This window comes from Streptomyces sp. Xyl84, assembly GCF_059731885.1.
Window position 1 is genome coordinate 808,110 of the sequence record NZ_AP029183.1, and the last position, 20,755, is coordinate 828,864.

Below are 20,755 nucleotides of genomic sequence, written 5' to 3' on the forward strand. Positions count from 1 at the left end.
CGGTGGCCCCATGACCGACAACAGCTTCTGGGACAGTGCTCCGGACGAACCGGTGGCGCGGCACGGGGAGTTCCGTCTGACCGTCGTCCACTCCCCCCATCCCGGACCCGAAGGGCCGCTCGCCGACCATGACCCGGTGCGCGCCCGGGAGTTCGCCGCCGCGTTCGGCACGGTCGATGCCGTCCTCGGTGATCTCGGCACCGTCCCGGCCACCGACGCGATCCCCCTGTGGACGCGCAGCGACCTCGATCTCGTCCGGGTCGGCTGCTGGGGAGGTGTGACCGAGATCCGTGACGCGGCGCTGGCGAACACCGCCGGCACCTTCCCCGTGGACGAGCAGGCGGACGCGCTCGCCGGGCGCCTGCCCGGCGCGGTCGTCGTCGCCTCCGCGGTCGTCGACCACAACTCCCCTCACGAGGCGTGGAAGTTCATCCATCCCAGTGGCGTGAACGTCTTCGCGGCGGGCTGGGGCGGCGAGGCGGACTGGACCGTCCTCGGGGACCCGGCCGAGGTCGTCACGGCCTTCGGCATCGACCCCGCGCGCCTGGCCGAGCGGGGCGTCGACCCCGGCGACGAGCCCGGCACCCTCGACTGGTCCGGTCTGGTGCGGCTGGCGCTCGCCCGCGTCGCCCCGCTCGACCGGCGCGGCCTCACGGCGTCCGTCTTCCGGGTCCGGCACACCGAGGAGGCCACCGGCGACATGGAGGAGACCTGGCTCCAGGGCCTGTCCTAGGCCCTGTCGTCACATTCCCGCCTGCCTCGCGACGCCATGCACGCACTCTCGCCGCACCTGACGCCGCGAGGCCCGCCCTCCGGGCGGACGACGGGAATGTGACGACAGGACCTAGCCGTTCGGGTCACGGCGGGCTCGCAGGGTCCGGCCGGAGCCGGACGGGAGACCCTGGTCGTGAGGTTCCCGTGACGGTCCGGAGAAAATGTCGTATTGACGGGAACATGCTCGGCATGCCGCCGGGCGGTACCGGCCCGGCGCCCCTACAGTGAGGCCTCCAGCGGCGTGTTCAGACCACAGAACCGGAGCCCCCTCACGCGCCGTGCACCACCAACTCTCCTGAAGAGCACGGGGGTTCCCAGGGGGAGACACCACATGAACCGGACAGCCGGGGCACCGCGCGTGCCCCGCACCTGGCTGCGCGCGACACTCGCCGTGGCGGCCGCGACCGCCGTCACCTGCGGCGGCCTGCCGGGCTTCGAAGGCGCGGCGTACGCGGCGAAGCAGCCCAACGTGAAGACCCAGCGGTGCGACGAGAAGTGGCTCGGCCGCGCCTACCCGACCACGCCGCCGAACTCGGGACCGCCCGACACGCTGCCGTACGAGGCCTGGCCGAACGACGAGAACTACACCTACGACAACCCGGCCAAGGCGTACGACGGCCTGCCCGCGCCGACGGAGGCGCAGCGCCAGAAGGCGGGCACCAACTACCGTGCCTGGCAGCGCAAGTACGAGAAGAGCGGCGACCCGGGCGACCGGGCCATGGAGATCTACGCCCGTTACAACAAGCAGTACAACGCGACGACGGGCTACAAGGACTTCCAGCGGTTCCTGGACGTGCGCTACGTCGGCGCCCACGGCAACCCGGCCCGGGGCGACGCCTTCGAGGCCCGGATGGTCAAGAAGTACAACATGGTCGGCCCGGACTGGTGGTGCCAGGACGTCCTGGAGTACGCGGACCCGGAGACCGGGGAGAAGCGCTACCGCGTGGTCGACGCCCGCAACCGGCCGCGCGACCACAACGTGGAGATGAAGTCGAACGGAGAGGTCCGGAAGGACCAGATCGACGCCGACCGGCAACTCGCCAGGGAGCGGCCGAAGTCGACGTACCGGTACCTGACCGGCGCGCGCACCGAGAAGTCCACGAAGGACGCCATCAAGCAGTTCGACGACGACCTGAAGAAGCAGCGCGGCACCAACCGTACCCAGGCGGGCGTGTACGAGCGCCGCTCGAACGCCATCGAGCGGACCGGCAAGCCGAACGTCTACACCAGGTACGACAAGCGCTTCAACGCCGACCCGCTCAAGTCCGGTATGCGCGGGCCGCTGTTCGACCAGGCGCTGCGCTCGGGCAGGACCCCGCAGGAGGCGTACAGCATCCAGCGCGGGTACCGGCAGAGCAACAGCGGCGGCTACTTCGGCCGGGGCCCCGGCGGTATCGACTTCTCCACCCTGGAGATGAACTTCGTCGGCAGGCCCGTCAAGGGCCAGGGGCTGCGCTACTCCCTGAAGGCCGGCTACGCGGCCGACCCCGACAACAAGCCCGGCTGGGGCGGCGAGGCCAAGCTCACGCTCGCCTCCGACTCGTTCTTCACGTGGCTGGCGCTCACCCCGGACAAGTTCTGGGTCAACCTCAACCCGGTGCGCCCGGACCTGATCCTGGACAAGGACTTCGCCAGGACCGACGCGGGCCGGGTGCTGCTGGAGGCGGACCTCACCCTCAAGCACGACTACGCCGACGCGATGAACCCCGACAAGTCCCAGCGGGGCGAACGCTTCTGGCAGGCCCTGCCGCGCACGGCGAGCGGCCAGCCGTGCCTGCCGATCATCCGGCAGTGGATCACCCCGAAGACCGCGCAGGTGCGCGAGCAGGACGGCGGCATCTACATCCTGGACGCCCCGCTCAAGGTCAACATGGAGGTGCCCACCGGCCCGGACGTGCCTCCCAGCGCGTGCCACGTCGGCGAGGCGGAGACGAAGCGGGCCGAGGCGCTCGTCAGGACGATGATCCAGCCCGAGCTGGAGCGGCGCGTCAACGAGGACGCCGCCTACGCCGACCTGCGCCGCGTGTACTCCTCCCGGGTCGCCGCCGAGTACGTCCGCCGCCAGGACGCGGTCTCCCCCACCGACTACCACGGGATCATCGACAGCAACGACGTGAAGCGGTGGCCGCTGCGGGGCGAGAACAGGAACTGGGACAAGAAGACCGTCTACGACAAGTACCTGTACTCGTTCCAGCACGGTGACTACAAGTTCGAACGCACCTATGACGGCAAGGTGTGGATCCTGTCGGTGGGCGGTGTCGACTTCTCCAAGGCGCCCCGCCGCAACATCAGCCGTACCCAGTTCACCACCCAGCACCCCGGCCTGGACGCCACCACCAGGACGTCGCAGCAGGCCGAGGTGACCTACCGGGACAGCGACGAGGTCTACCTGGGCGGCACCACCGACGAGAACGTCCCCTCGCCCGCCCCGACCCCGACCCCGACGCCCACCCACGAGCCGGCCCCGTCCCCCACGCACAGCGGCGGCGGACCGGCCCCCGCTCCGCACCCCACCCGCACACCGGGCGGCGGCACCGGCACCCCGCCCGCGGACCACACACCGGACGGCGGCCTCGCCCACACCGGTTCCGACACCCCCGTCGGGCTGATCGCCGGCGTCGCCGCGGCCCTCGCCGTGGCGGGCGGGGCACTGGTGTGGTGGATGCGCCGCCGCAGGAGCAGCGCCAGGTGACACCGGCCCGGCTCCCTCGGTGACCGGCGCGGCAGCCGCTCAGGTGAACTGGGCGGCTGCCGCTTCCGTTACCGGTGTGCGGGGTCCTTGTCCGGCCGCCTGCCACCCCACCCGGCGGCGCGGGATCGTCTCCCCGCTCCTGGCCAGACGACTCGTGCGGCGCCGGACCGGTGCCGGTGCGGTGGCCGCCCGCGCCCCGAAAGGACACCCATGAAGTCCCCGCACCCGTCGCCTCCTCCGGACCGTGAGGTCCCCCGGGGCGTCCCCGTGGCCGCGCCGCCGAACGCGCCGGCACCGGATGCCGCGTCGAGCCGTACCTCCGGCCCGCCCTCCGGGGGCGGGGCGGACCGGCGGACGGCGCGGCCGGGCACGGGCGGCGGCCTTCCCAAGCGCCGCAAGGGCGCGCTCGCGGACAGGTTCGGGAGCGGGCCCGGGGGCGGTGGCGTGCCGCCCGCCGGTGACGGCGGCGGTGCCCGTGAGCGCGAAGGCACGGACCCGGGTGAGAGGGGTGAGCGGGTCACCGTGCCCCGGCTGGCGCAGTTCTCGTCCCTGGGGTCCGCGGCCCGGGGCACCGCCTCCTTCGGCGGCACCGGGACACCCCGGGCGGCCGGGCCCGGCCGGGACGGCACCGGCGGCGCGCCGCGCGAACACGGCGGGGCGGGCCCGGCCGGGTCCGGGGCGACGCCGGCCCCGGCGGGCACGGGCCGGGGCGCGTCACCGCGCTCGCTGCCCGGTGGCAGGCGCCGGGTGCTGCTGATCGGCGCCGCCGTCGCCGGTGTGCTCCTGATCACCGGTGCCGTGGTCGGTCTGAGCGGGTCGGACGGTGACACCTCCGCGCGTTCGGCGGGCGGCACGGTGTACGGCTCGGGCAACCGCCCGGACGTCGAGGACCTCCTGCCGGACCCGGCCGTGAGCGCCTCCGGGTCCGCGGCGCCCGGCGGGCCGTCCAAGGGCACGGCGTCCGCCTCGCCGGGGGCGGCGCAGAGGGACGCGTCGCCCGGCGCGGACGGCACCGGCGCGGCGGAGAAGGGCGGTGGCGCCGGGCAGGCGCCCGGTGGCGCGGCGACCGGGTCCGGCCCGTCCGGTGCGACCGCCTCCCCTGCCGGTGGTTCCGGCGCCGGGCCGGGAAGCGGCTCCGGGGCCGCCTCGTCGGGCGTGCGCGTCTACAGTCACACGGCCGGCAGCCGCTGTATCGACGTGGTCGGCGGCCGGGGCAAGGACGGTTCGCCGCTGGAGATCCGGGACTGCTCGGACGCGGCCTCGCAGAAGTGGACCTTCGCCCCGGACGGGACGGTGCGGGCGATGGGCCTGTGCATGGACGCCGCCGGGGCGCAGACCTCCGACGGTACGACGGTCCAGCTCGCGAACTGCAACGGCGGCCCCGCCCAGCAGTTCCGGCTGAACGTCCGGCACGACCTGGTCAGCAAGCTCGCCGGCAAGTGCGTGGACATCCGGGACAACCAGACCGCCGACGGCAGCCGCCTCCAGCTGTGGAGCTGCGCCGGTACCCCCAACCAGAAGTGGTCCAGCGCCTGACGGCGGGCGCCGCCGCGGATGCGTTTCCCCGGCGGCGAAGTCCGCCGCGGGGGTTCGCTCCGCCGGCGGTGTCCGCCGCGGGGGTTTGCGCCGCCGGAGATTTCCGCCGGCGGCGGTTCCGGCTAGGCGCCCGGTTCCTCGGTGGCCCCGGTTCCCCCAGTGGTCTCGGCCGCCTGCGCCAGGCCGCTGGTGGCGCGCAGCGGGACCTCCTTGATGAACAGGGTCACCAGGAAGGCGAGCAGGGCGACCGGCGCGATGTACAGGAAGATGTCACCGATGCCGTGTCCGTAGGCGCTCTCCAGCCAGGTGCGGACCGGCGCCGGCAGCAGGTGCAGGTCGGGCAGGGTGCCGCCGCCGGAGGCCTTGGCCGCCGCCACCTGGTCCTGCGGGCTGAGGGTGCCGATGCTCGCGCGGGCGTAGTGGCCGATCCGTGACGTCATGACGGAGCCGAGCACCGAGACGCCCACCGCGCCTCCCAGGGACCGGAAGAAGGTCACGACGGAGGACGCGGCGCCCAGGTCGCCGGGGGCCACCTGGTTCTGGGTGCACAGCACCAGGTTCTGCAGGGTCATGCCGACGCCGAGGCCCATCAGGGCCATGCAGAGCGCGATCTGCCAGTACGGGGTGTCGTGGCGGAGCATGCCCAGCAGGGCCACGCCCGCGGTGAGCAGCACGCCGCCGGACAGCAGCCAGCCCTTCCACCTGCCGGTGGTGGTGATGACCCGTCCGGAGACCGTGGAGGAGACGAACAGGCCGCCGATGAACGGGATCGTCATGATGCCCGAGCGGGTCGGGGAGTCACCGCGGGCCAGCTGGAAGTACTGGCTGAAGAAGACGGTGCCCGCGAAGAGCGCGATGCCGACGAGCAGTGAGGCGAGCGAGGCCAGGGTGATGGTGCGGTTGCGGAACAGGCGCAGCGGGATGATGGGTTCGGCGGCCCGGGTCTCGACGAACAGGAAGACCAGGGTGAGCAGGACCGAGCCGCCGACCATCGCGTACGTCTGCCAGGACAGCCAGGCGTACTTGTCGTCGGCGAAGGTGACCCAGACCAGCAGCAGGCAGACGGCCGCGGTGACGAAGAACGCGCCGGCCCAGTCGACCTTCGCCTGGCGCCTGACCACCGGCAGGTTCAGCGTCTTCTGCAGCACGAACAGGGCTATGAGGGCGAAGGGGATGCCGACGAAGAGGCACCAGCGCCAGCCGAGCCAGCTGGTGTCGGTGATGACACCGCCGAGCAGCGGGCCGCCGACGGTGGCGACGGCGAAGGTCGCGCCCAGGTAGCCGGAGTACCGGCCGCGCTGGCGCGGGGAGATCATCGCGGCCAGGACGACCTGGGCCAGCGCGGACAGCCCGCCGCCGCCCAGGCCCTGGATGACGCGGGCGGTGATCAGGGTGGCGGGGTTCTGCGCCAGGCCGGCCACCAGGGAGCCGGCGATGTAGACGACGAGCGCGGCCTGGACGAGGATCTTCTTGCTGAACAGGTCGGCGAGTTTGCCCCACAGCGGTGTCGACGCCGTGACCGCGAGGAGCGAGGCGGTGACCACCCAGGTGTAGGCGCTCTGGCCACCGCCCAGGTCGCCGATGATCCGGGGCAGGGCGTTGGTGACGACGGTGGAGGAGAGGATGGCGGCGAACAGTCCGAGCAGCAGGCCGGACAGCGCCTCCATGATCTGCCGGTGGGACATGTTCACGGCGCCGGGGTTCGAACCGGGTCCGGGGTGTGCCCGTACACCGTCTGGTGTGGTCGTGGTCATGAACTTCCTCAGTCTGTGTGGTGTTGCGGGAGGTACGGGCGGACGGCGGCGGGCAGGGGCGCGGGCCGGGCGGTGAGCCCGGCCGGTTCGCAGGCGCCGCCGAAGCTCGTCCGCAGCCGTGCCATGAGCCGGATCAGGGCGCCGACCTCGTCGTCGGTCCAGCCGCTCAGCCGGTCGGCCAGCAGCCGGGTGGTCCGGTCGGACAGTTCGTCGAGCTGGGCCCGGCCCGCGGGGGTCAGGCGCAGGATGCGTGAGCGCCGGTCCGCCGGGTCCGGGGAGCGGTCGATCCAGCCCTGCGCGGCCATGTGCGCGATCTGGCGGCTGATGACCGACATGTCGACGGACAGCAGTTCGGCGAGTCTCCCCATACGTATGTCGCCGTACCGGCTCAGCAGGGCGAGCACGGTGGCGGACGCGTGGGAGCAGCCTTCCGGCAGGCTCCGGCTCAGCTCACGTTTCACCGCGCCGAAGGCGCTGAACTGGCGGACCAGCTCCTCGTACTGAGCCCTGTCGGCCACGGCGGTCTCCAATGTCATTGCTTCAAGCAACCGTATTTGTTTGGTTGCCGCAGGCAAGCAGATTCTGGGGTTTGCGGTGCAAAGTTTCGACAAAAACACATATCTAGCACGTATACGTGTGTGCCGCACCGGTGCCGAGGTCACACGTCACCGGTGCCAACCACGCCGCCCTGCCATGTATGCCCGCTGCGCACACATTCGGCGCCGCGGGGCATCCGACAGCTCCTGGGGTCTTCCGTCCGGATCAGGCCGGATCGCGGACCGAGCCAGGGCAGCCGGACCGAGGCGAGGGCCGGTCAGTGCCCTGTTCGCAGCTCCCCTCGTGTTGACCGCCCCCGGCAGGCAGTGCTGGAGTCGGCACGTGGACAGCATCCCCGCCAACCGGCGGCTCTGGAATCAGATCAGCAGCGACTACCAGCACGAGCACGACCCGCAGATCGGCGCCTCACCCCGGCTGTGGGGCATGTACTCCGTCCCCGACGCGCACCTGCACGCCCTGGGCGACGTCACCGGCAAGCGCGTCCTCGAACTCGGCTGCGGCGCCGGCCAGTGGTCCAGGGCGCTCGCCGCCGAGGGCGCCACCGTGGTCGGGCTCGACCTGTCCGAAGCCCAGCTCGCCGCAGCCGCCCGCGCGATGGGAGCGGCCCGCTACCCGCTGGTGCAAGGCGCCGCCGAACACCTCCCCTTCGCCGCCGACAGCTTCGACGTGGTGTTCTGCGACTTCGGCGGGCTCAGCTGGGCGCCCCCGCACCTGGCCGTCCCGCAGGCCGCACGCGTCCTGCGCCGGGGCGGACGCCTGGTGTTCAACGTCGCCAGCCCATGGTTCGAAGCCTGCTACGACGAAGCCGCAGGCCGGGTGACCACGACGCTGCAGCAGGACTACTTCGGGCTGGACACCATCGCCGAAGGCGACGGCGCGACCAGCTATCAGCTCACCTACGGCGGCTGGGTCAAGGTCCTGCGCGGCGCGGGTCTCGTCATCGACGACCTCATCGAGCCGCGGCCGGAACTCGGAACACCCAACGGTTACAACGAGACCGACCCGCCCGACTGGGCACACCGCTGGCCGGCGGAACTGCTCTGGGTCACCCACAAACCGTGACCGGAGGCGTGCCGGGGGCCCGGAACGTGCGGGTGATCGCGCCGATCACCTCGCGAGGGTCCCGCCGGCGGCCACCCCATTTCGACGTCCGGTCCGGGAGCAACGGCTCGATCCGCGCCCACCGCGCATCAGTCGACGGCACACCCGGACCACGGACGACTGACCCAAGGGAGACTGTCTGACTCCCGATACCCAGCAGTCAAACGACGGATGACCCGGCACGGCCTCGGCGCGAGGGTGGACAACGCCAACCAGGCGAAACACCTACGTACAGGAGGGTGTCGGATGACCAGTACATGGTTGATCACGGGCGCTTCCCGAGGATTCGGGCGTGCCCTGGCGGAGGCGGTGCTTTAGACGGGTGACCGGCTGGTGGCGACCGCGCGCCGCCCTGAACAACTCGACGATCTCGTCTCCCGTTACGGCGCGCAGGTCCGTACAGCCGCTCTCGACGTCACCGATCCTGCCGCCGCCCGGCGTTCGGTACAGGCAGCGGTCGACGCCTTCGGCCGTCTGGACGTCGTCGTGAACAACGCCGGCTACGCGAACAGCGCACCGATCGAGGAGATGGCCGAGGACGACTTCCGCGGCCAGTTCGAGGCGAACTTCTTCGGCCTCGTCAACGTCACCCGGGCGGCTCTCCCGGTGCTGCGCGAGCAACGTTCCGGCACCTTCGTGCAGTTCTCCTCACTGGGCGGCCGGGTGGGCGGCACACCGGGCATGAGCGCCTACCAGAGCGCGAAGTTCGCCGTGGAGGGCTTCTCGGAGGTTCTGGCCGGCGAGGTCGCCCCCTTCGGGATCAAGGTCGTCATCGTCGAGCCGGGCGCCTTCCGGACGGACTGGCAGGGCTCCTCCATGGAGCTTCACTCCGTGGGCCCCGACTACCAGCAGACCGTCGGCGCCATGAACGAGTACCGGGCGCGGAACAACGGCACGCAGCCCGGTGACCCGGTCCGCGCGGCCCGGATCCTCATCGACACGGTCAACCACGACGAACCGCCGCGACGACTCCTGCTCGGCGCGCAGGCCGTGGCCATGGCCCTGGAAGCCGGTGAGGCCCGCGCCGCCGAGACCAGGAAGTGGGCCGAGGTCAGCAGCGCCGCGGACTTCCCCGCGTAGCGGCCTCACCCGCACCTCACCGTCTGCCACCCCCCTCACCGTGCACGACACCTCTCGCCGCATCCAAGGAGAACCCGCATGTCCCGCAAGACATGGCTCATCACCGGTGCGTCCAGCGGACTGGGCAAGGCCCTGGCCGAGTACGTCCTGGCGCAGGGCGACCAGGTGGTCGCCACGGCCAGCTCCACCCAGGCCACCACGGAACTGGCCGCGCGCCACCCGCAGACCGCGCTGGCTCTCCGGCTCGACGTGACAAAGCCCGCGGACCACGCCGAGGCCGTGCGCGCCGCCCAGGAGCGCTTCGGCGGCATCGACATCCTGGTCAACAACGCCGCGATCGATTTCATCGGTGCTCTGGAGGAGCAGGAGGAAAGCGACTACCGCCGGCTGTTCGAGGTGAACTTCTTCGGCGCGGTCGGCCTCACCCGTGCCGTGCTGCCCGGCATGCGCGCCCGGCGCAGCGGTGTCGTCGTCAACGTCTCCTCCATGGACGGACTGGCCAGCCTTCCCTCCAACGGGTACTACTCCGCCAGCAAGTTCGCGCTGGAGGGCTTCACCGAAGCGCTGTGGCAGGAGATCGAACCGATCGGCCTGCACGCGATGATCATCCAGCCTGGATCCTTCCGCACGGGCATCGAGAACCGCACCAAGGCATCCGGAGAAGCGATCGAGGACTACGCCGCCACGGCCGGCGCGTTCCGCGGCATGATGGGCAGCCTGACCCCGGAGATGTTCCCCGGTGACCCGCAGCGCGCGGCCGAGGCGATCTACCACGCCGTCACGGCACCCGCGCCCCGTCACTGGGTGGTCCTCGGCAGCGACGCCCAGCGCCGCATCGGCGCCAAGCTGGACCAGCTGCAGGCCGAGTTCGAAGCCGGCGAGGACCTGGCGTACAGCACCGACTTCCCCGGCGCGGCCGACCACGCGGTGCTCTGAGCGCCTCGACGCGGTAGTCACAGGCGTGGCGCGAGAGCGGCGGCGCCACGCGCCCTCGCCGCATCTTCGACGCGGCGGCCCAGCGGCCGATCCGGTCCCGTGGTGGCGGTCCCCGTATGCTCCTGCGCATGAGTACTCAGCAGGCCGGTCGCAAGCGGGACGGTGCCGTGACCAGGGAGGCGATTCTCCGGGCGGCGGTGGTGGAGTTCACCGAGCACGGTTACGCGAGGGCCGGGGTCCGGCAGATCGCCGAGCGGGCCGGGGTGACGGCGATGATGATCAACCGCTACTTCGGTTCCAAGGACCGTCTGTTCGCCGAGGCGGTGGACCGGGCCTTCAAGCCGCCGACAGTGGTCGGCGACGAGCGGCGGGGGCTGGCGCGGACGCTCGCGCACTCCCTCGCCGAGGGCACCGGGCCCGGCGCCGAGGGGCTCGATCCGTTCTTGCTGATGCTGCGTTCGGCGCCGGACCCGGAGGCGGCCGAAGCTCTGCGCAAGGGCATCGAGGCGCATGTGGGTGCCCGGCTGGCCGGGCTGCTGGAAGGGCCCCGCGCGGAGGTCCGGGCCCAGCTCGGACTGGCTCTGGTCGCCGGGACCTGGCTGATGCGGACCGTCGTGGGTACGACCGCGCTCGCCGACGCGGACGATGACGAGGTCGCCGAGCTGCTGACGGCGATGCTCCGGCCCCTGACGGGGGAGTCCGAGGAGGGTGCGGAAGACTCCGGCGCCTAGCTTGTTCTTCAGCCTCTGGCGTCGAAATGTGCCTCGAACTGGGTCGCTGACCTGGGCGTTCGCCGGGTCACCGGGTCGTTCCGGGCAGACGGACATGGCGGTGCGAGTACCTTTCCGGTACTCGCACCGCCATGTCCGTCTGTCCGCGGGGGCTCAGAAGGCGGAGCGGATGAGTCCGCCGTCGACGCGGATGGTCGCGCCGCTGACGTACTGGGCGTAGTCGCTGCACAGGTAGGCGACGGCCGCGGCGATCTCGTCGGGCTCGCCGAACCGCTCCTGGTCGTTGGGGATCAGGGCGTTGACGGCGTTGGGCCGGATCTCCTCCCAGGTGTCGCCCCAGCCGCGGGCGGGGCCGATGTGAGTGACCAGCTCCTTGGTGGCCTCGACGAGGATGGCGCCGGGGGAGACGACGTTGGAGGTGACGCCCGTGCCCTTCAGGTCGCGGGCCAGGGAGACGGCGAGGTTGTGCCGGGCGGCCAGGGTGGCGTTGTACTGGGGGTGGGTGTTCATCGGCTGGGAGGCGAGGCCGCCGCCGATGGTGATGACCCGGCCCCAGCCCCGCTCGCGCATCGCCGGGACGAGGTGCTGGATCATCCGCACGCCGGAGACGACGTTGACGTTGTAGGTGTCACGCCACTCGTCGGGAGTGGCCTCGGCCCAGGACAGGTGCCGGTAGAAACCGGCGTTGTTCACGAGGATGTCGACCGGGCCGCCGGCGAGGGCATCGCGGGCCACCTCGGCGGCGGACGCGTCGTCGGCCAGGTCACCGAGGACCGTGGTGGCGGTGCCACCGGCCTCGCGGATCTCCCGGGCGACGCGTTCCGTCCGCTCCTTGTCCCGGCCGTGGATCACGAGCGCGGCGCCCTCGGCCGCCAGCAGCTTCGCGGTGGCCTCGCCGAGACCGAGACTCGAACCGGTGACGAGCGCGCGCTTTCCGGTCAGATTGAGGTTCATGTCTGCATCTTTCTGGTGGGCTCCCCGGCCTTGTGCCGGCCGGGTGAGTGTGCCGATACCTTGAAGTATACACCGGTAGACTTCTAATGACGACCGGCGGAGCAGCACATGGTGGCGGGCGGATCAGTTCACCGAGCGAATGGTTCCGCCGTCCACGCGCAGGGTGGCGCCGCTGATGTAGCCGGCGAGTGGGCTGGCGAGGTAGACGACCGCCGTGGCGATCTCCTCGGGGCGTCCGAAGCGATTGGCGTCGTTGGGAACCCAGCTCTCCGCGGCCGCGCGTTCGATCTCCTCCCAGGTGTCCCCCCAGCCGTGGGCGGGGGCGATCTGTTCCAGCAGCTCGCGGACCGTGTCGGTCAGGATCGCTCCGGGTGCCACCGTGTTGGAGGTGACACCGGTTCCCTTCAGTTCGCGCGCCAGGGACACGGCTAGGTTGTGGCGGGCCGCGAGTGAGGCGTTGTAGTGGGGCTGCGCCGACATGGGCTGGACGGCCAGCCCCCCGCCGATCTGGATGACGCGGCCCCAGCCGCTCTCCCGCATCGCGGGGACGAGACCCTGGACCATCCGCACGCCGGAGACCACGTTGGCCTGGTACGTCTGTGCCCAGATCTCGGGCGTGGCGTCCGTCCAGCCGACCTGGTCGTAGGCCCCGGCATTGTTGACCAGGATGTCGACCGTGCCGCCGGAGAGCGCCGCGGCGACGACGGCATCGGCGCCCTCGGCCGTGCTCAGGTCTCCGACCGCGGTCTCCGCTCGGCCGCCCTCGGCGCGGATACGGTCGGCGGTGCTCTCGGTGCGGGCCTCGTCCCGGCCGTGCACGACGACGGTCACCCCTTCACGGGCGAGTGCCTCGGAGATCGCCCGGCCGAGTCCGGCGCTCGAACCGGTGACGAGGGCGCGCTTGCCGTCCAGCTGCATGTCCATGGGTATGTGTCTTCCTGTTGATGGATGTGTCCGTCGAGTCGGACACGTCTAACGACCATGGAGGTCGAAGGTGGCCCCGAGTCGGGGGCTTGGGCGACGACCGGCGGGAGCGTGTCGTGGAGAAGGCCCGCCGGCGTGCGCGGGGTGGTCAGGACGCCTTCAGGTTCCGGGCGCCCGACGGAGTGATCACCAGCAGCACGAGACCGAGGCCGAGCAGGGCGAAGATGATGGTGTGCAGGCCGCTGTCCGTCGCCCGGTCACCGTAGGAGAGGCTGATCAGGCTGGAGGACAGGACGGCGCCCAGGTAGGTGAAGGTGCGCATGAGTCCGGCCGCGACACCCACCGCTTCGGCGGGTGCCTGCCGGTACAGCGCGGCCTGGTTCCCGATCACTCCGAGGCCCGAGACGACCCCGAACACCAGGGTGACCAGGACCAGGGCCCAGACCGGGGTGGTCGAGGTGAACAGGAGCAGACCGGCCGGACCGACGACCGCCGCGACGGCGGTGCAGTACAGGGCGGGACGGACCAGGTCGCGGCGGGCGAAGGGGATGGAGATCAGCGCGGCGAACACGGACATCGGGAGGATCAGCAGGCCCACGCCGATCGCGGACAGACCCCGCGTCTCCTGGAGCCACTGGGTGAGGCCGTACAGGATGCAGTAGTTGAGCAGGAAGGTGAGGCAGACGCGCAGGTAGGTGGCGCTGAGCGCCTTGTTCCTGGCGAGCATCCGCACATCGACGAACGGATCGGCCGTCCTGCGCTCCCACAGCACCAGGGCGACGAGCAGGACCACCAGGAGTGTGCAGAGCCACCACCGCGGGTGGTGCAGGTCGTTCAGGAAGAACAGCAGGGACGCGATGGTGCCGGCGAAGAGGATCATGCCGGGGGCGTCCAGGCGGGCCTCGGGCGCGCCCTGTGCGGCCCGCTCGGCGCGGGGCGGGTCGCGCGGCACCCAGAGGAGGGTCATCACCACGCCGGTCACGACCAGCGGGACGTTGATGAGGAAGGTGACGCGCCAGCCGGCGGCCGCCGCCAGCAGGCCGCCGAGCGGCAGTCCCAGGGCCGAGGTGACCTGGGCCGCGATGGCCAGCGCTCCGAGCGTTCCGCCGGTCTGCGACGACTCGTGCCCGGCGGCCCACCGCCGCACGATGACCATCGCCGTGGGGTAGCCGGCCGAGGTGCCCACGCCGATGACGACGCGGGCGGCGATCAGCGTCGGCAGGTTCGCCGCCACGGTGCCCAGCGCCCCGCCGATGCCGACCAGGATCAGGCCCGTCACGAAGACGCGGCGCGGGCCGAGGCGTTGAGCCAGGCGCCCCATGGTGGGCTGGCCGATGGCGCTGGCCAGGTAGAGGGTCGACACCAGCCAGATGGTGGACGCCGCCCCGGCGTGGAAGGTGTGCCCGATGGCGATCAGCGTCGTGGCGATGATCGAACTGTTGATCGGGTTGAGGGATGAACCGAGCATGAGGGGGGCGGTGAACCGCCAGCCGGGAGACGCGGCCTCGCCGGCGTGGCCCTGCCGCGCTGCCGCTCGCCCGGCCGCGCGGCCGGCCGTCGTCGCTTTGCGTTGTTCCATGACCCAAACTGTACAGGCAACCTGAACAGGTTGCCTTAATACGTGTGCTGAAGGTGAGGTGTGTCACCGCCAGGTGAGCGGGTGGGCGGCCCAGCGCGGGCCGTCGCCGCAAAGCACGGCTCGCACGCCTGCCCGCCGCCGAGGCCTTCAGGTAACCTGTATGGTTTCCGTGTGGAAGCCGAAGAACCCCTGACATCAGATCTGGCGCTGCAGCTCGTACGCTCCATGGACCGGCTGCGTGCCCGTATCCGGTCGGAGACGGGCATGAACACGGGCCCCTGGAGCCGCAGCCAGCTGGCCGCGCTGTACCGCGTGGTGACCGGGCCGCCCGCGACCACGAGCGATCTCGCGGCGGCCGAGTACATGAAGCCTCAGTCGATGGCTCAGACGCTGGCCGCGCTGGAGAAGAACGGCCTGGTCACGCGCGCTCCGGATCCCAGTGACGGCCGGCGTGTGCTCTTCTCGGCGACACGGCGGGGCCGGGAGGAGGCGGACCGCTGGCTCCAGGCCCGCGAGAGCTGGCTCACCTCCGCCATCGAGCTGGCCCTCACCCGTGAGGAACGCTCGGACCTCACCACACTCGTGCGGATGCTGGAGCGGCTGGCCGACTCCGACACCGGGCCGTCGCCCCGCCGGGGTCCCGGGAGCGTGGCGGGCGAGACGCGTCACAGGCCGTGACGCCGGCTCCTCCGCGAACACGGCAGGCCCTCGGGGACGCCCGAACGACGCCGTCCGCGCGGGAGGCTCGTCCTGAGCCCCGAAAGGTGTGCGTGCACGCGCGACCAGGGGGTCCGCCGTGTCCCGCCGGCCGCGGCCCCCGGTTTCGCGCCTCCGTGCCGCTCAGGTGCCGGGCTCCGTGGTGGCCCGCTCGATGTCGTACAGTTCCTCGAATCCGGCCAGATGCTGCAGCCCCTCGTACACGGCGAAGGACTCGGCTGCGGGACGGGGACTTCGCCGTCCGGCTCGCTGCGCCTCGTAGGCCTCGCGCAGCGCGGTGAAGGCGGCCGCCTGCCCGGTGACGGGATCGATGACCATCGCGTACCCGAGCTCGGCCCACTCCTCGGGCGTGTGCAGGTCGAAGGACGTCAGAAGAGCCACCGGACCGGACAGCAGGCGGGGCGCGGCGACCCGCTGCCCGTCGGTCTCCGGCAGGAGCATGACGGCGTCGGCGCCCGCGGAGAAGTACGCCTCGCAGCGCTCGACGGCCGCGTCGAAGCTCTCGTTCTGCACCGCCCCGGTACGGGCGATGAGCAGCAGGTCCGGGTCGCGCCGGGCCGCCACCGCGGCACGCAGCTTGCCCGTCATCTCCTCCACCGGGACCAGGTGTTCCACGTGGCGGTGGTGGCTCGCCCGTTTGGGAGCCACCTGGTCCTCCAGCTCGATGGCGTGCACACCCGCGGCCTCCAGCTCCCACACCGTACGGGTCGCGTGCACGGCATCGCCGAAGCCCACTCCGCCGTCCACGACGAGCGGCAGGGAAGAACGTCTGCGGATCGCGGCCGCCGCCTGGGCGAGCTCCGTGACCGAGAGCAGTGCCTCGGAGATCGCGAGCGACAGGCCGAGGCCACCGCCGCCGAGGTATCCCCCGTCGAAGCCGAGCTGTTCGCACAGGCGCGCGGTCAGGGCGTCCGGACAGTGCGGAATCATCAGCGGCCCCCCGGTCTCCACCCGTCGCCGGAACGCCGCACGTGCCAAGTCGTTCATGTCCCTCTCCTGTTCCCTTCGCGTACCGGCCACCCGGCCGGCAGGCCGACGGTTCCCGCCGGGCTTCCCTCCAGGCGGCTGCCCGGTCTCACAAGTATGCAACTGTAGACTTCTCTCGCAGGTTTGACTACACTCGTGGTCATGAAGAGCGTTCCGTCTCATCGAGGCCCTCCGCGGGCGAAGAGAGCGGGCCGGCCGCGCGACGCGACGGCGACCCGCGAGGCGATCCTCAGATCCGCGACGGAGGCGTTCAGCCGGCTCGGCTACGACGGCGCGGGTGTGCGGGCGATCGCCGAAGAGGCCGGCGTGACCGCGATGATGGTCAATCGCTATTTCGGTTCCAAGGAGAGGCTGTTCGCCGAGGTGGTCGACGCCTCCTTCGCCCCGCGTACGGTCGTGAGCGACGAAGCCGCCACACTCAGCCGCGACATCGCCGAGTCACTGGTGGCCCGCACGGGGGCGGAAGCGGACGAACTCAGCCCCTTTCTGCTGATGCTGCGGTCGGCCGCCAACCCACGCTCGGCCGAGATCGCCCGCGAGAGCATCGAACGGCACGTGGAACGTCACCTCGCCGGCCTGCTGACCGGCGAGCGGACCCGGGAGCGCTCCGCGCTCGCCCTCTCACTGATCCTCGGCGTGTGGCTGATGCGCAGCATCATCCACGACACGGCCCTGGTCGGGGCGGATGCCGCTGACCTCACCGATCGGCTCGAAGGGATGCTGACCGGCCTGCTGGAAGGGCCGATGCGCTGAGAATCGGCCCGGGGCCGCCCCGGGCACCGGCGGGCGACACCCGCGAGCACGGCCCGCGGGATGCCGCGGCACCACCAGCCGCGCTCCGGCAGGTGTGCGCGGTGCACCGAAGCGCCGCCTCGCCGGGCGCGGGCGGCACGGCCCGTGCGCCGGCCCCGGCGACCCGGCGAGTGCCGCTGCTGCGGACCGTCGTCGACGGGCGCGGCGTGCTGTCTCCCCGTCCCGTGAACCGGCGCGGGCCGCGGCGCTCGGAACAGCGAACCGTGAACGCCACGTGCCGAAGACCGCGGAAGTCCCGCGTACAACCATTTCTGCAAGGAGTGATCATGACGGATCAACGACCGCTCGACGGCCGGGTGGCAATCGTGACCGGCGCCGGCCGAGGCATCGGCCGGGGCGAGGCCATCGCGCTGGCGGCCGCCGGTGCGAAGGTCGTCGTCAACGACGTCGGTAACCGCGCGGACGGCCAGGGAGCCGCCCAGGGCCCCGCCGACGAGGTCGTCGGGTACATCCGCTCCCAGGGCGGCGAGGCGGTGGCCAGCTACGAGTCGGTGGCGGACTGGGAGGGCGCGGCCCGGGTGGTCGCCACCGCGGTCGAGCACTTCGGCCGCCTGGACGTCCTGGTGAACAACGCCGGCATCGTCCGGCAGCACAAGATCGAGGAGGTGACGGAGGAGGACTTCGACCTGACCGTCGACGTCAACCTCAAGGGCACGTTCGCGATGTGCCGCGCCGCGATCCCCGTCATGCGGGAGCACGGCGGTGGGCGCGTCATCAACACCTGTTCGAACCAGTGGGCGGCGCCCATCGGCAACCCTGAGTACGCCGCGTCGAAGGGGGGCGTCGTCAGCCTCACCTACGAACTGGCGTGGGAGCTCGGCAACGACGGCATCACCGTCAACGCCATCGCCCCGTTCGCCCTGACCCGGATGACGCAGGACGCACAGCAGCGGGATGCCGCGCTCGTGGCCGCCGGCGCGATGAGCGAGCGCCGGATGAAGGCGAAGGAGGCACGGGCGGACGCCGGTATGGTCGCGCCGATCGTCGTCTACCTGGCCTCCGACGCCGCCGCCGAGGTGACCGGTTGTGTCTTCCGCGCAGGCGGGGGCAAGGTCGGGCTCTACAGCCACCCGGTCGAGACCCGGACGATCTTCCGTGACGAGCACGACGGCCCGTGGTCGTTCGGCGAACTCGCCGACCTGCTTCCGCGGACCGTCCTCTCCCAGGGCACCAAGGCCCCGCACATCCTCTGACGCCGCGTCTCCGCCGCCCCGGCGTCCGCCACGGGAGGCGCTGCTGACCGCTCAGCGGGGGGCGTCGCCCCTCTCGCGCCGCCGGTTTCGCTCCCCGGACGTGCGTGGGCCGGCACCCGGCCACCGGCCGGGTGCCGGCCCACGCACGGCTGCGGCTGTTCAGACCTGCGCGGCGAGCCACCCGCCGTCGACGCTGAGGATCTGCCCGGTGACGAAGGAACTGGCCGGCGACGCGAAGAAGAGCACGGCCTGGGCGACGTCGTCCGGGCGCCCCATCCGGCCGAGCGCGTACTGTCCGGTCAGGGCCTTCTCCAGGCCCGGGTCGGCGAAGATGCCCGCCGACATGTCGGTGTCGGTCACCGCCGGGCGCACGGCGTTGACCCGTACGCCCCTGCCGCCCCATTCGGCGGCCAGTGAGCGGGTGGCGGCGTCGACGGCGCCCTTGGTCGCCGCGTACAGGCTCTGGTTCGGCATGCTGCGCACGCTGCCGATGTCGGAGGAGACGTTGACGATGCTGCCGCCGCCGCGGGAGGCCATGTGCGCGGCGGCCAGACCGCCCAGCAGCAGCGGGGTGCGGGCGTTGAGCGCCCACAGGCCGTCGGCCTCGGCGGGCGTCAGTTCGTGGCTGGCGGTGAAGTTCTCCGCGGCGGCGTTGTTGACGAGGACGTCCACCCGGCCGAAGCGGCCGAGGACGCTCTCCATCACCTGTCCCGGAGCCTCCGGCAGACTCAGGTCCGCCACCACGACCTCGGTCTCCGAGGGGAGTTCACGGGCGGTGCGCGCCAAGGTCTCCTCGGTACGGCCGACCAGCGCGAGCCGGGCTCCGGCGCGGGCCAGCAGTGCGGCGACGGCGGCTCCGATGCCCCGTCCGCCGCCGGTCACGACCGCCACCGTGCCGTCGAGCGGACGGGCGGGCAGGCCCTGGGGCTGTTCACTCATGAGGTGTCTCGTCCTTCTGTGCGGTGTGTGGCGGGCGCCGGTAGGCGCCGTACCACCAGATCTGTCCCAGCTCGCGGGCGAAGGCGGCGTCACCGCCGCCGTCGTCCACGCGGATGTGGTGGGCGATCGCCTGGGCGCCGCCCCACACGATGACGCGGCTCGCCGCCGCGGGGTCGAGGCCGGGCGTCGTCGCCCCCGCCCGCTGCTGCCCGGCGAGCGTGTCGTACACGGCCTGTTCGAACTCCTCCAGGTCCGCGGTGTAGAAGTCGTTGACGGCCGCGTCGTACGCCGCCAGCTCCCGCAGCGCCGACAGGACCGCGTAGTGGTCCCGGTGGATCGCGATGACGTCGCGGAAGAACCGCGCGAACCGCTCGGCGCCGTCCTCACCGGCGGCCGGGTCCCAGCCCCGGGCCAGCTCCAGCAGGCGCCGGCGCAGCCCGTCGGTCAGGGCGATCAGCAGCTCCGACTTGTCGCCGAAGCACGTGTAGAACGTGGCGCGGGCGACGCCCGCCTCCTCGATGATCTCCCGGACGCTGATCTCGGTGAAGACCCGTCCCGCCCGCAGGAGCCGTTCCAGCGCCTCGGTGAGCTGCCGTGCGGCCGGGGGCCTGCTGCCGGGCCCGGCGCGGCGCGGCCGGGTGATGGACGCCATGGCGGTACTCCTCTCCCGGGCCGTCTCAGCGGACGGTGGACTGTTCGCCGATCTCCATGAGCACGCGCGCGAACTCCCGCGGGTGGGAGTGGAACGGCGCGTGGTGTCCGGGGACCCGGCGGACGAAGTCGGCGCGGGCGGCCATCCGCTCCGCGACCGTCGCGGTGAGGGAGACGTCGTTCTCCGGAACGACGTAGGTGGTGGGAACGGTGCGCCAGCCGGCCCGGGTGACGGTCTCGAAGTCGGCGCGCACCGTCTGCGGCACCAGGCGCGCCACGGCCTCCTTGGTCTCCGGGCTGTCCGGGTCGCCGTCGTAGAAGGCGGCGGGGAGGTTGAGGTCCGGGTTCTCCGGGGGACGCAGGCCCGCGAGGGAGTCGGGCACCGGCACGCCGTGGCTCTGGAACATGCCCTCGCCCACGTCGAGCAGGTAGGCCGCCACGTAGACGGCGTGCACCACGCCGGACGCGTCCGCCAGTGCCTCGGTGAGCGGGACACCGCCGTAGGAGTGGGCGACGGCGATCATCGGACCGGGCGTGCCGGCGAGGGCCTCTCGGATCACCTCGGCGTCGTCGTACATGCCCGGCAGCGGCTCGGACGGCGTGCTCTGCTCCACGGCGCTGCGCAGGCTCACCGTGCGGCTGCGCCATCCGTGCGCGTCGAGGACGGCGCGGAGCCGGTCGTAGACCCAGGGGCCGTGGTGGCCGCCGGGTACGAGGAGGAAGGTGGGACGGGACTGGTCGGCCGGCTCCGGCAAGGCAACTCCTGACTTCACCGCACTCGCGTGCCGGCGCACATGCCGGGCGAGGCATGGGCGCCCTCGGCGCCCTGGGGACAT

Annotated in this window: 18 protein-coding genes and 1 pseudogene; 10 read left to right on the forward strand and 9 right to left on the reverse strand. The window is 72.0% G+C overall.

Going from position 1 to position 20,755, the window contains the following annotated elements; all coding sequences use genetic code 11:
- Positions 1-10 precede the first annotated feature (10 nt).
- From AC6I72_RS35225 to AC6I72_RS35235, 3 genes are all read left to right on the forward strand, one after another.
- Positions 11-733, forward strand: a complete 723-nt coding sequence (locus AC6I72_RS35225; protein ID WP_498005570.1) for a DUF6333 family protein — start codon at positions 11-13, stop codon at positions 731-733.
- A gap of 372 nt (positions 734-1,105) precedes the next feature.
- A complete protein-coding gene (locus AC6I72_RS35230; RefSeq protein ID WP_498005572.1) occupies positions 1,106-3,466 on the forward strand; it encodes an LPXTG cell wall anchor domain-containing protein in 2,361 nt (786 codons plus the stop codon).
- A 522-nt stretch (positions 3,467-3,988) separates the two neighbouring features.
- Complete coding sequence (locus AC6I72_RS35235) at positions 3,989-5,002, forward strand: ricin-type beta-trefoil lectin domain protein (protein ID WP_498005573.1); 1,014 nt, start codon at positions 3,989-3,991, stop codon at positions 5,000-5,002.
- Between the two features lie 122 nt (positions 5,003-5,124).
- Here the strand turns inward: AC6I72_RS35235 and AC6I72_RS35240 are convergent, their stop codons facing one another.
- Entirely contained in the window at positions 5,125-6,687 is a 1,563-nt protein-coding gene (locus AC6I72_RS35240; RefSeq protein ID WP_498006447.1) for an MDR family MFS transporter, read from the reverse strand.
- Positions 6,688-6,764: 77 nt separating this feature from the next.
- The gene (locus AC6I72_RS35245) at positions 6,765-7,274 is read right to left on the reverse strand and encodes a MarR family winged helix-turn-helix transcriptional regulator (protein WP_498006449.1); all 510 of its coding nucleotides are present in this window, start codon (positions 7,272-7,274) and stop codon (positions 6,765-6,767) included.
- Positions 7,275-7,635: 361 nt separating this feature from the next.
- Here AC6I72_RS35245 and AC6I72_RS35250 point away from each other — a divergent pair, with 361 nt between their 5' ends.
- The 4 genes and pseudogenes from AC6I72_RS35250 to AC6I72_RS35265 all read left to right on the forward strand — a co-directional run bounded on the left by AC6I72_RS35250 (position 7,636) and on the right by AC6I72_RS35265 (position 11,162).
- The gene (locus AC6I72_RS35250) at positions 7,636-8,376 is read left to right on the forward strand and encodes a class I SAM-dependent methyltransferase (protein ID WP_498005575.1); all 741 of its coding nucleotides are present in this window, start codon (positions 7,636-7,638) and stop codon (positions 8,374-8,376) included.
- A gap of 285 nt (positions 8,377-8,661) precedes the next feature.
- Positions 8,662-9,495 (forward strand): annotated as a pseudogene (locus AC6I72_RS35255) (oxidoreductase).
- Positions 9,496-9,573: 78 nt separating this feature from the next.
- Positions 9,574-10,431, forward strand: coding sequence for an oxidoreductase (locus AC6I72_RS35260; protein WP_498005577.1), 858 nt, complete (start codon positions 9,574-9,576; stop codon positions 10,429-10,431).
- 128 nt (positions 10,432-10,559) lie between these two features.
- Complete coding sequence (locus AC6I72_RS35265; RefSeq protein ID WP_498005579.1) at positions 10,560-11,162, forward strand: TetR/AcrR family transcriptional regulator; 603 nt, start codon at positions 10,560-10,562, stop codon at positions 11,160-11,162.
- A 153-nt stretch (positions 11,163-11,315) separates the two neighbouring features.
- Here the strand turns inward: AC6I72_RS35265 and AC6I72_RS35270 are convergent, their stop codons facing one another.
- From AC6I72_RS35270 to AC6I72_RS35280, 3 genes are all read right to left on the reverse strand, one after another.
- The gene (locus AC6I72_RS35270; protein ID WP_498005581.1) at positions 11,316-12,116 is read right to left on the reverse strand and encodes an SDR family NAD(P)-dependent oxidoreductase; all 801 of its coding nucleotides are present in this window, start codon (positions 12,114-12,116) and stop codon (positions 11,316-11,318) included.
- Positions 12,117-12,239: 123 nt separating this feature from the next.
- Complete coding sequence (locus AC6I72_RS35275) at positions 12,240-13,040, reverse strand: SDR family NAD(P)-dependent oxidoreductase (RefSeq protein ID WP_498005583.1); 801 nt, start codon at positions 13,038-13,040, stop codon at positions 12,240-12,242.
- Positions 13,041-13,188: 148 nt separating this feature from the next.
- Positions 13,189-14,619 carry an MFS transporter gene (locus AC6I72_RS35280; RefSeq protein ID WP_498005585.1) on the reverse strand — a complete coding sequence of 477 codons (1,431 nt, stop codon included), beginning with the start codon at positions 14,617-14,619 and terminating at the stop codon, positions 13,189-13,191.
- Between the two features lie 171 nt (positions 14,620-14,790).
- On the opposite strand from AC6I72_RS35280, the gene AC6I72_RS35285 reads away from it, so the two are divergent.
- Positions 14,791-15,297, forward strand: a complete 507-nt coding sequence (locus AC6I72_RS35285) for a MarR family winged helix-turn-helix transcriptional regulator (RefSeq protein ID WP_498005587.1) — start codon at positions 14,791-14,793, stop codon at positions 15,295-15,297.
- 162 nt (positions 15,298-15,459) lie between these two features.
- On the opposite strand, the gene AC6I72_RS35290 is transcribed toward AC6I72_RS35285, so the two are convergent.
- Positions 15,460-16,323, reverse strand: coding sequence for an isocitrate lyase/PEP mutase family protein (locus AC6I72_RS35290; RefSeq protein WP_498005589.1), 864 nt, complete (start codon positions 16,321-16,323; stop codon positions 15,460-15,462).
- 141 nt (positions 16,324-16,464) lie between these two features.
- On the opposite strand from AC6I72_RS35290, the gene AC6I72_RS35295 reads away from it, so the two are divergent.
- Positions 16,465-17,076 (forward strand): TetR/AcrR family transcriptional regulator, encoded by a 612-nt coding sequence (locus AC6I72_RS35295; protein WP_498005591.1) that lies wholly within the window; start codon positions 16,465-16,467, stop codon positions 17,074-17,076.
- Between the two features lie 326 nt (positions 17,077-17,402).
- Positions 17,403-18,329: an SDR family NAD(P)-dependent oxidoreductase gene (locus AC6I72_RS35300; protein ID WP_498005593.1), complete on the forward strand. Its 927-nt coding sequence runs from the start codon at positions 17,403-17,405 to the stop codon at positions 18,327-18,329.
- 159 nt (positions 18,330-18,488) lie between these two features.
- On the opposite strand, the gene AC6I72_RS35305 is transcribed toward AC6I72_RS35300, so the two are convergent.
- Genes AC6I72_RS35305 through AC6I72_RS35315 form a run of 3 tightly spaced genes read right to left on the reverse strand, consistent with a single transcriptional unit; the run spans position 18,489 to position 20,674 of the window.
- On the reverse strand, positions 18,489-19,268 hold the full coding sequence (locus AC6I72_RS35305; RefSeq protein WP_498005595.1) for an SDR family NAD(P)-dependent oxidoreductase: 780 nt from the start codon (positions 19,266-19,268) through the stop codon (positions 18,489-18,491).
- Entirely contained in the window at positions 19,261-19,920 is a 660-nt protein-coding gene (locus AC6I72_RS35310; RefSeq protein WP_498005597.1) for a TetR/AcrR family transcriptional regulator, read from the reverse strand. The genes AC6I72_RS35305 and AC6I72_RS35310 overlap by 8 nt, the downstream gene beginning before the upstream one ends.
- Before the next feature lie 25 nt (positions 19,921-19,945).
- A complete protein-coding gene (locus tag AC6I72_RS35315; RefSeq protein ID WP_498005599.1) occupies positions 19,946-20,674 on the reverse strand; it encodes an alpha/beta hydrolase in 729 nt (242 codons plus the stop codon).
- Between the last annotated feature and the right edge of the window lie 81 nt (positions 20,675-20,755).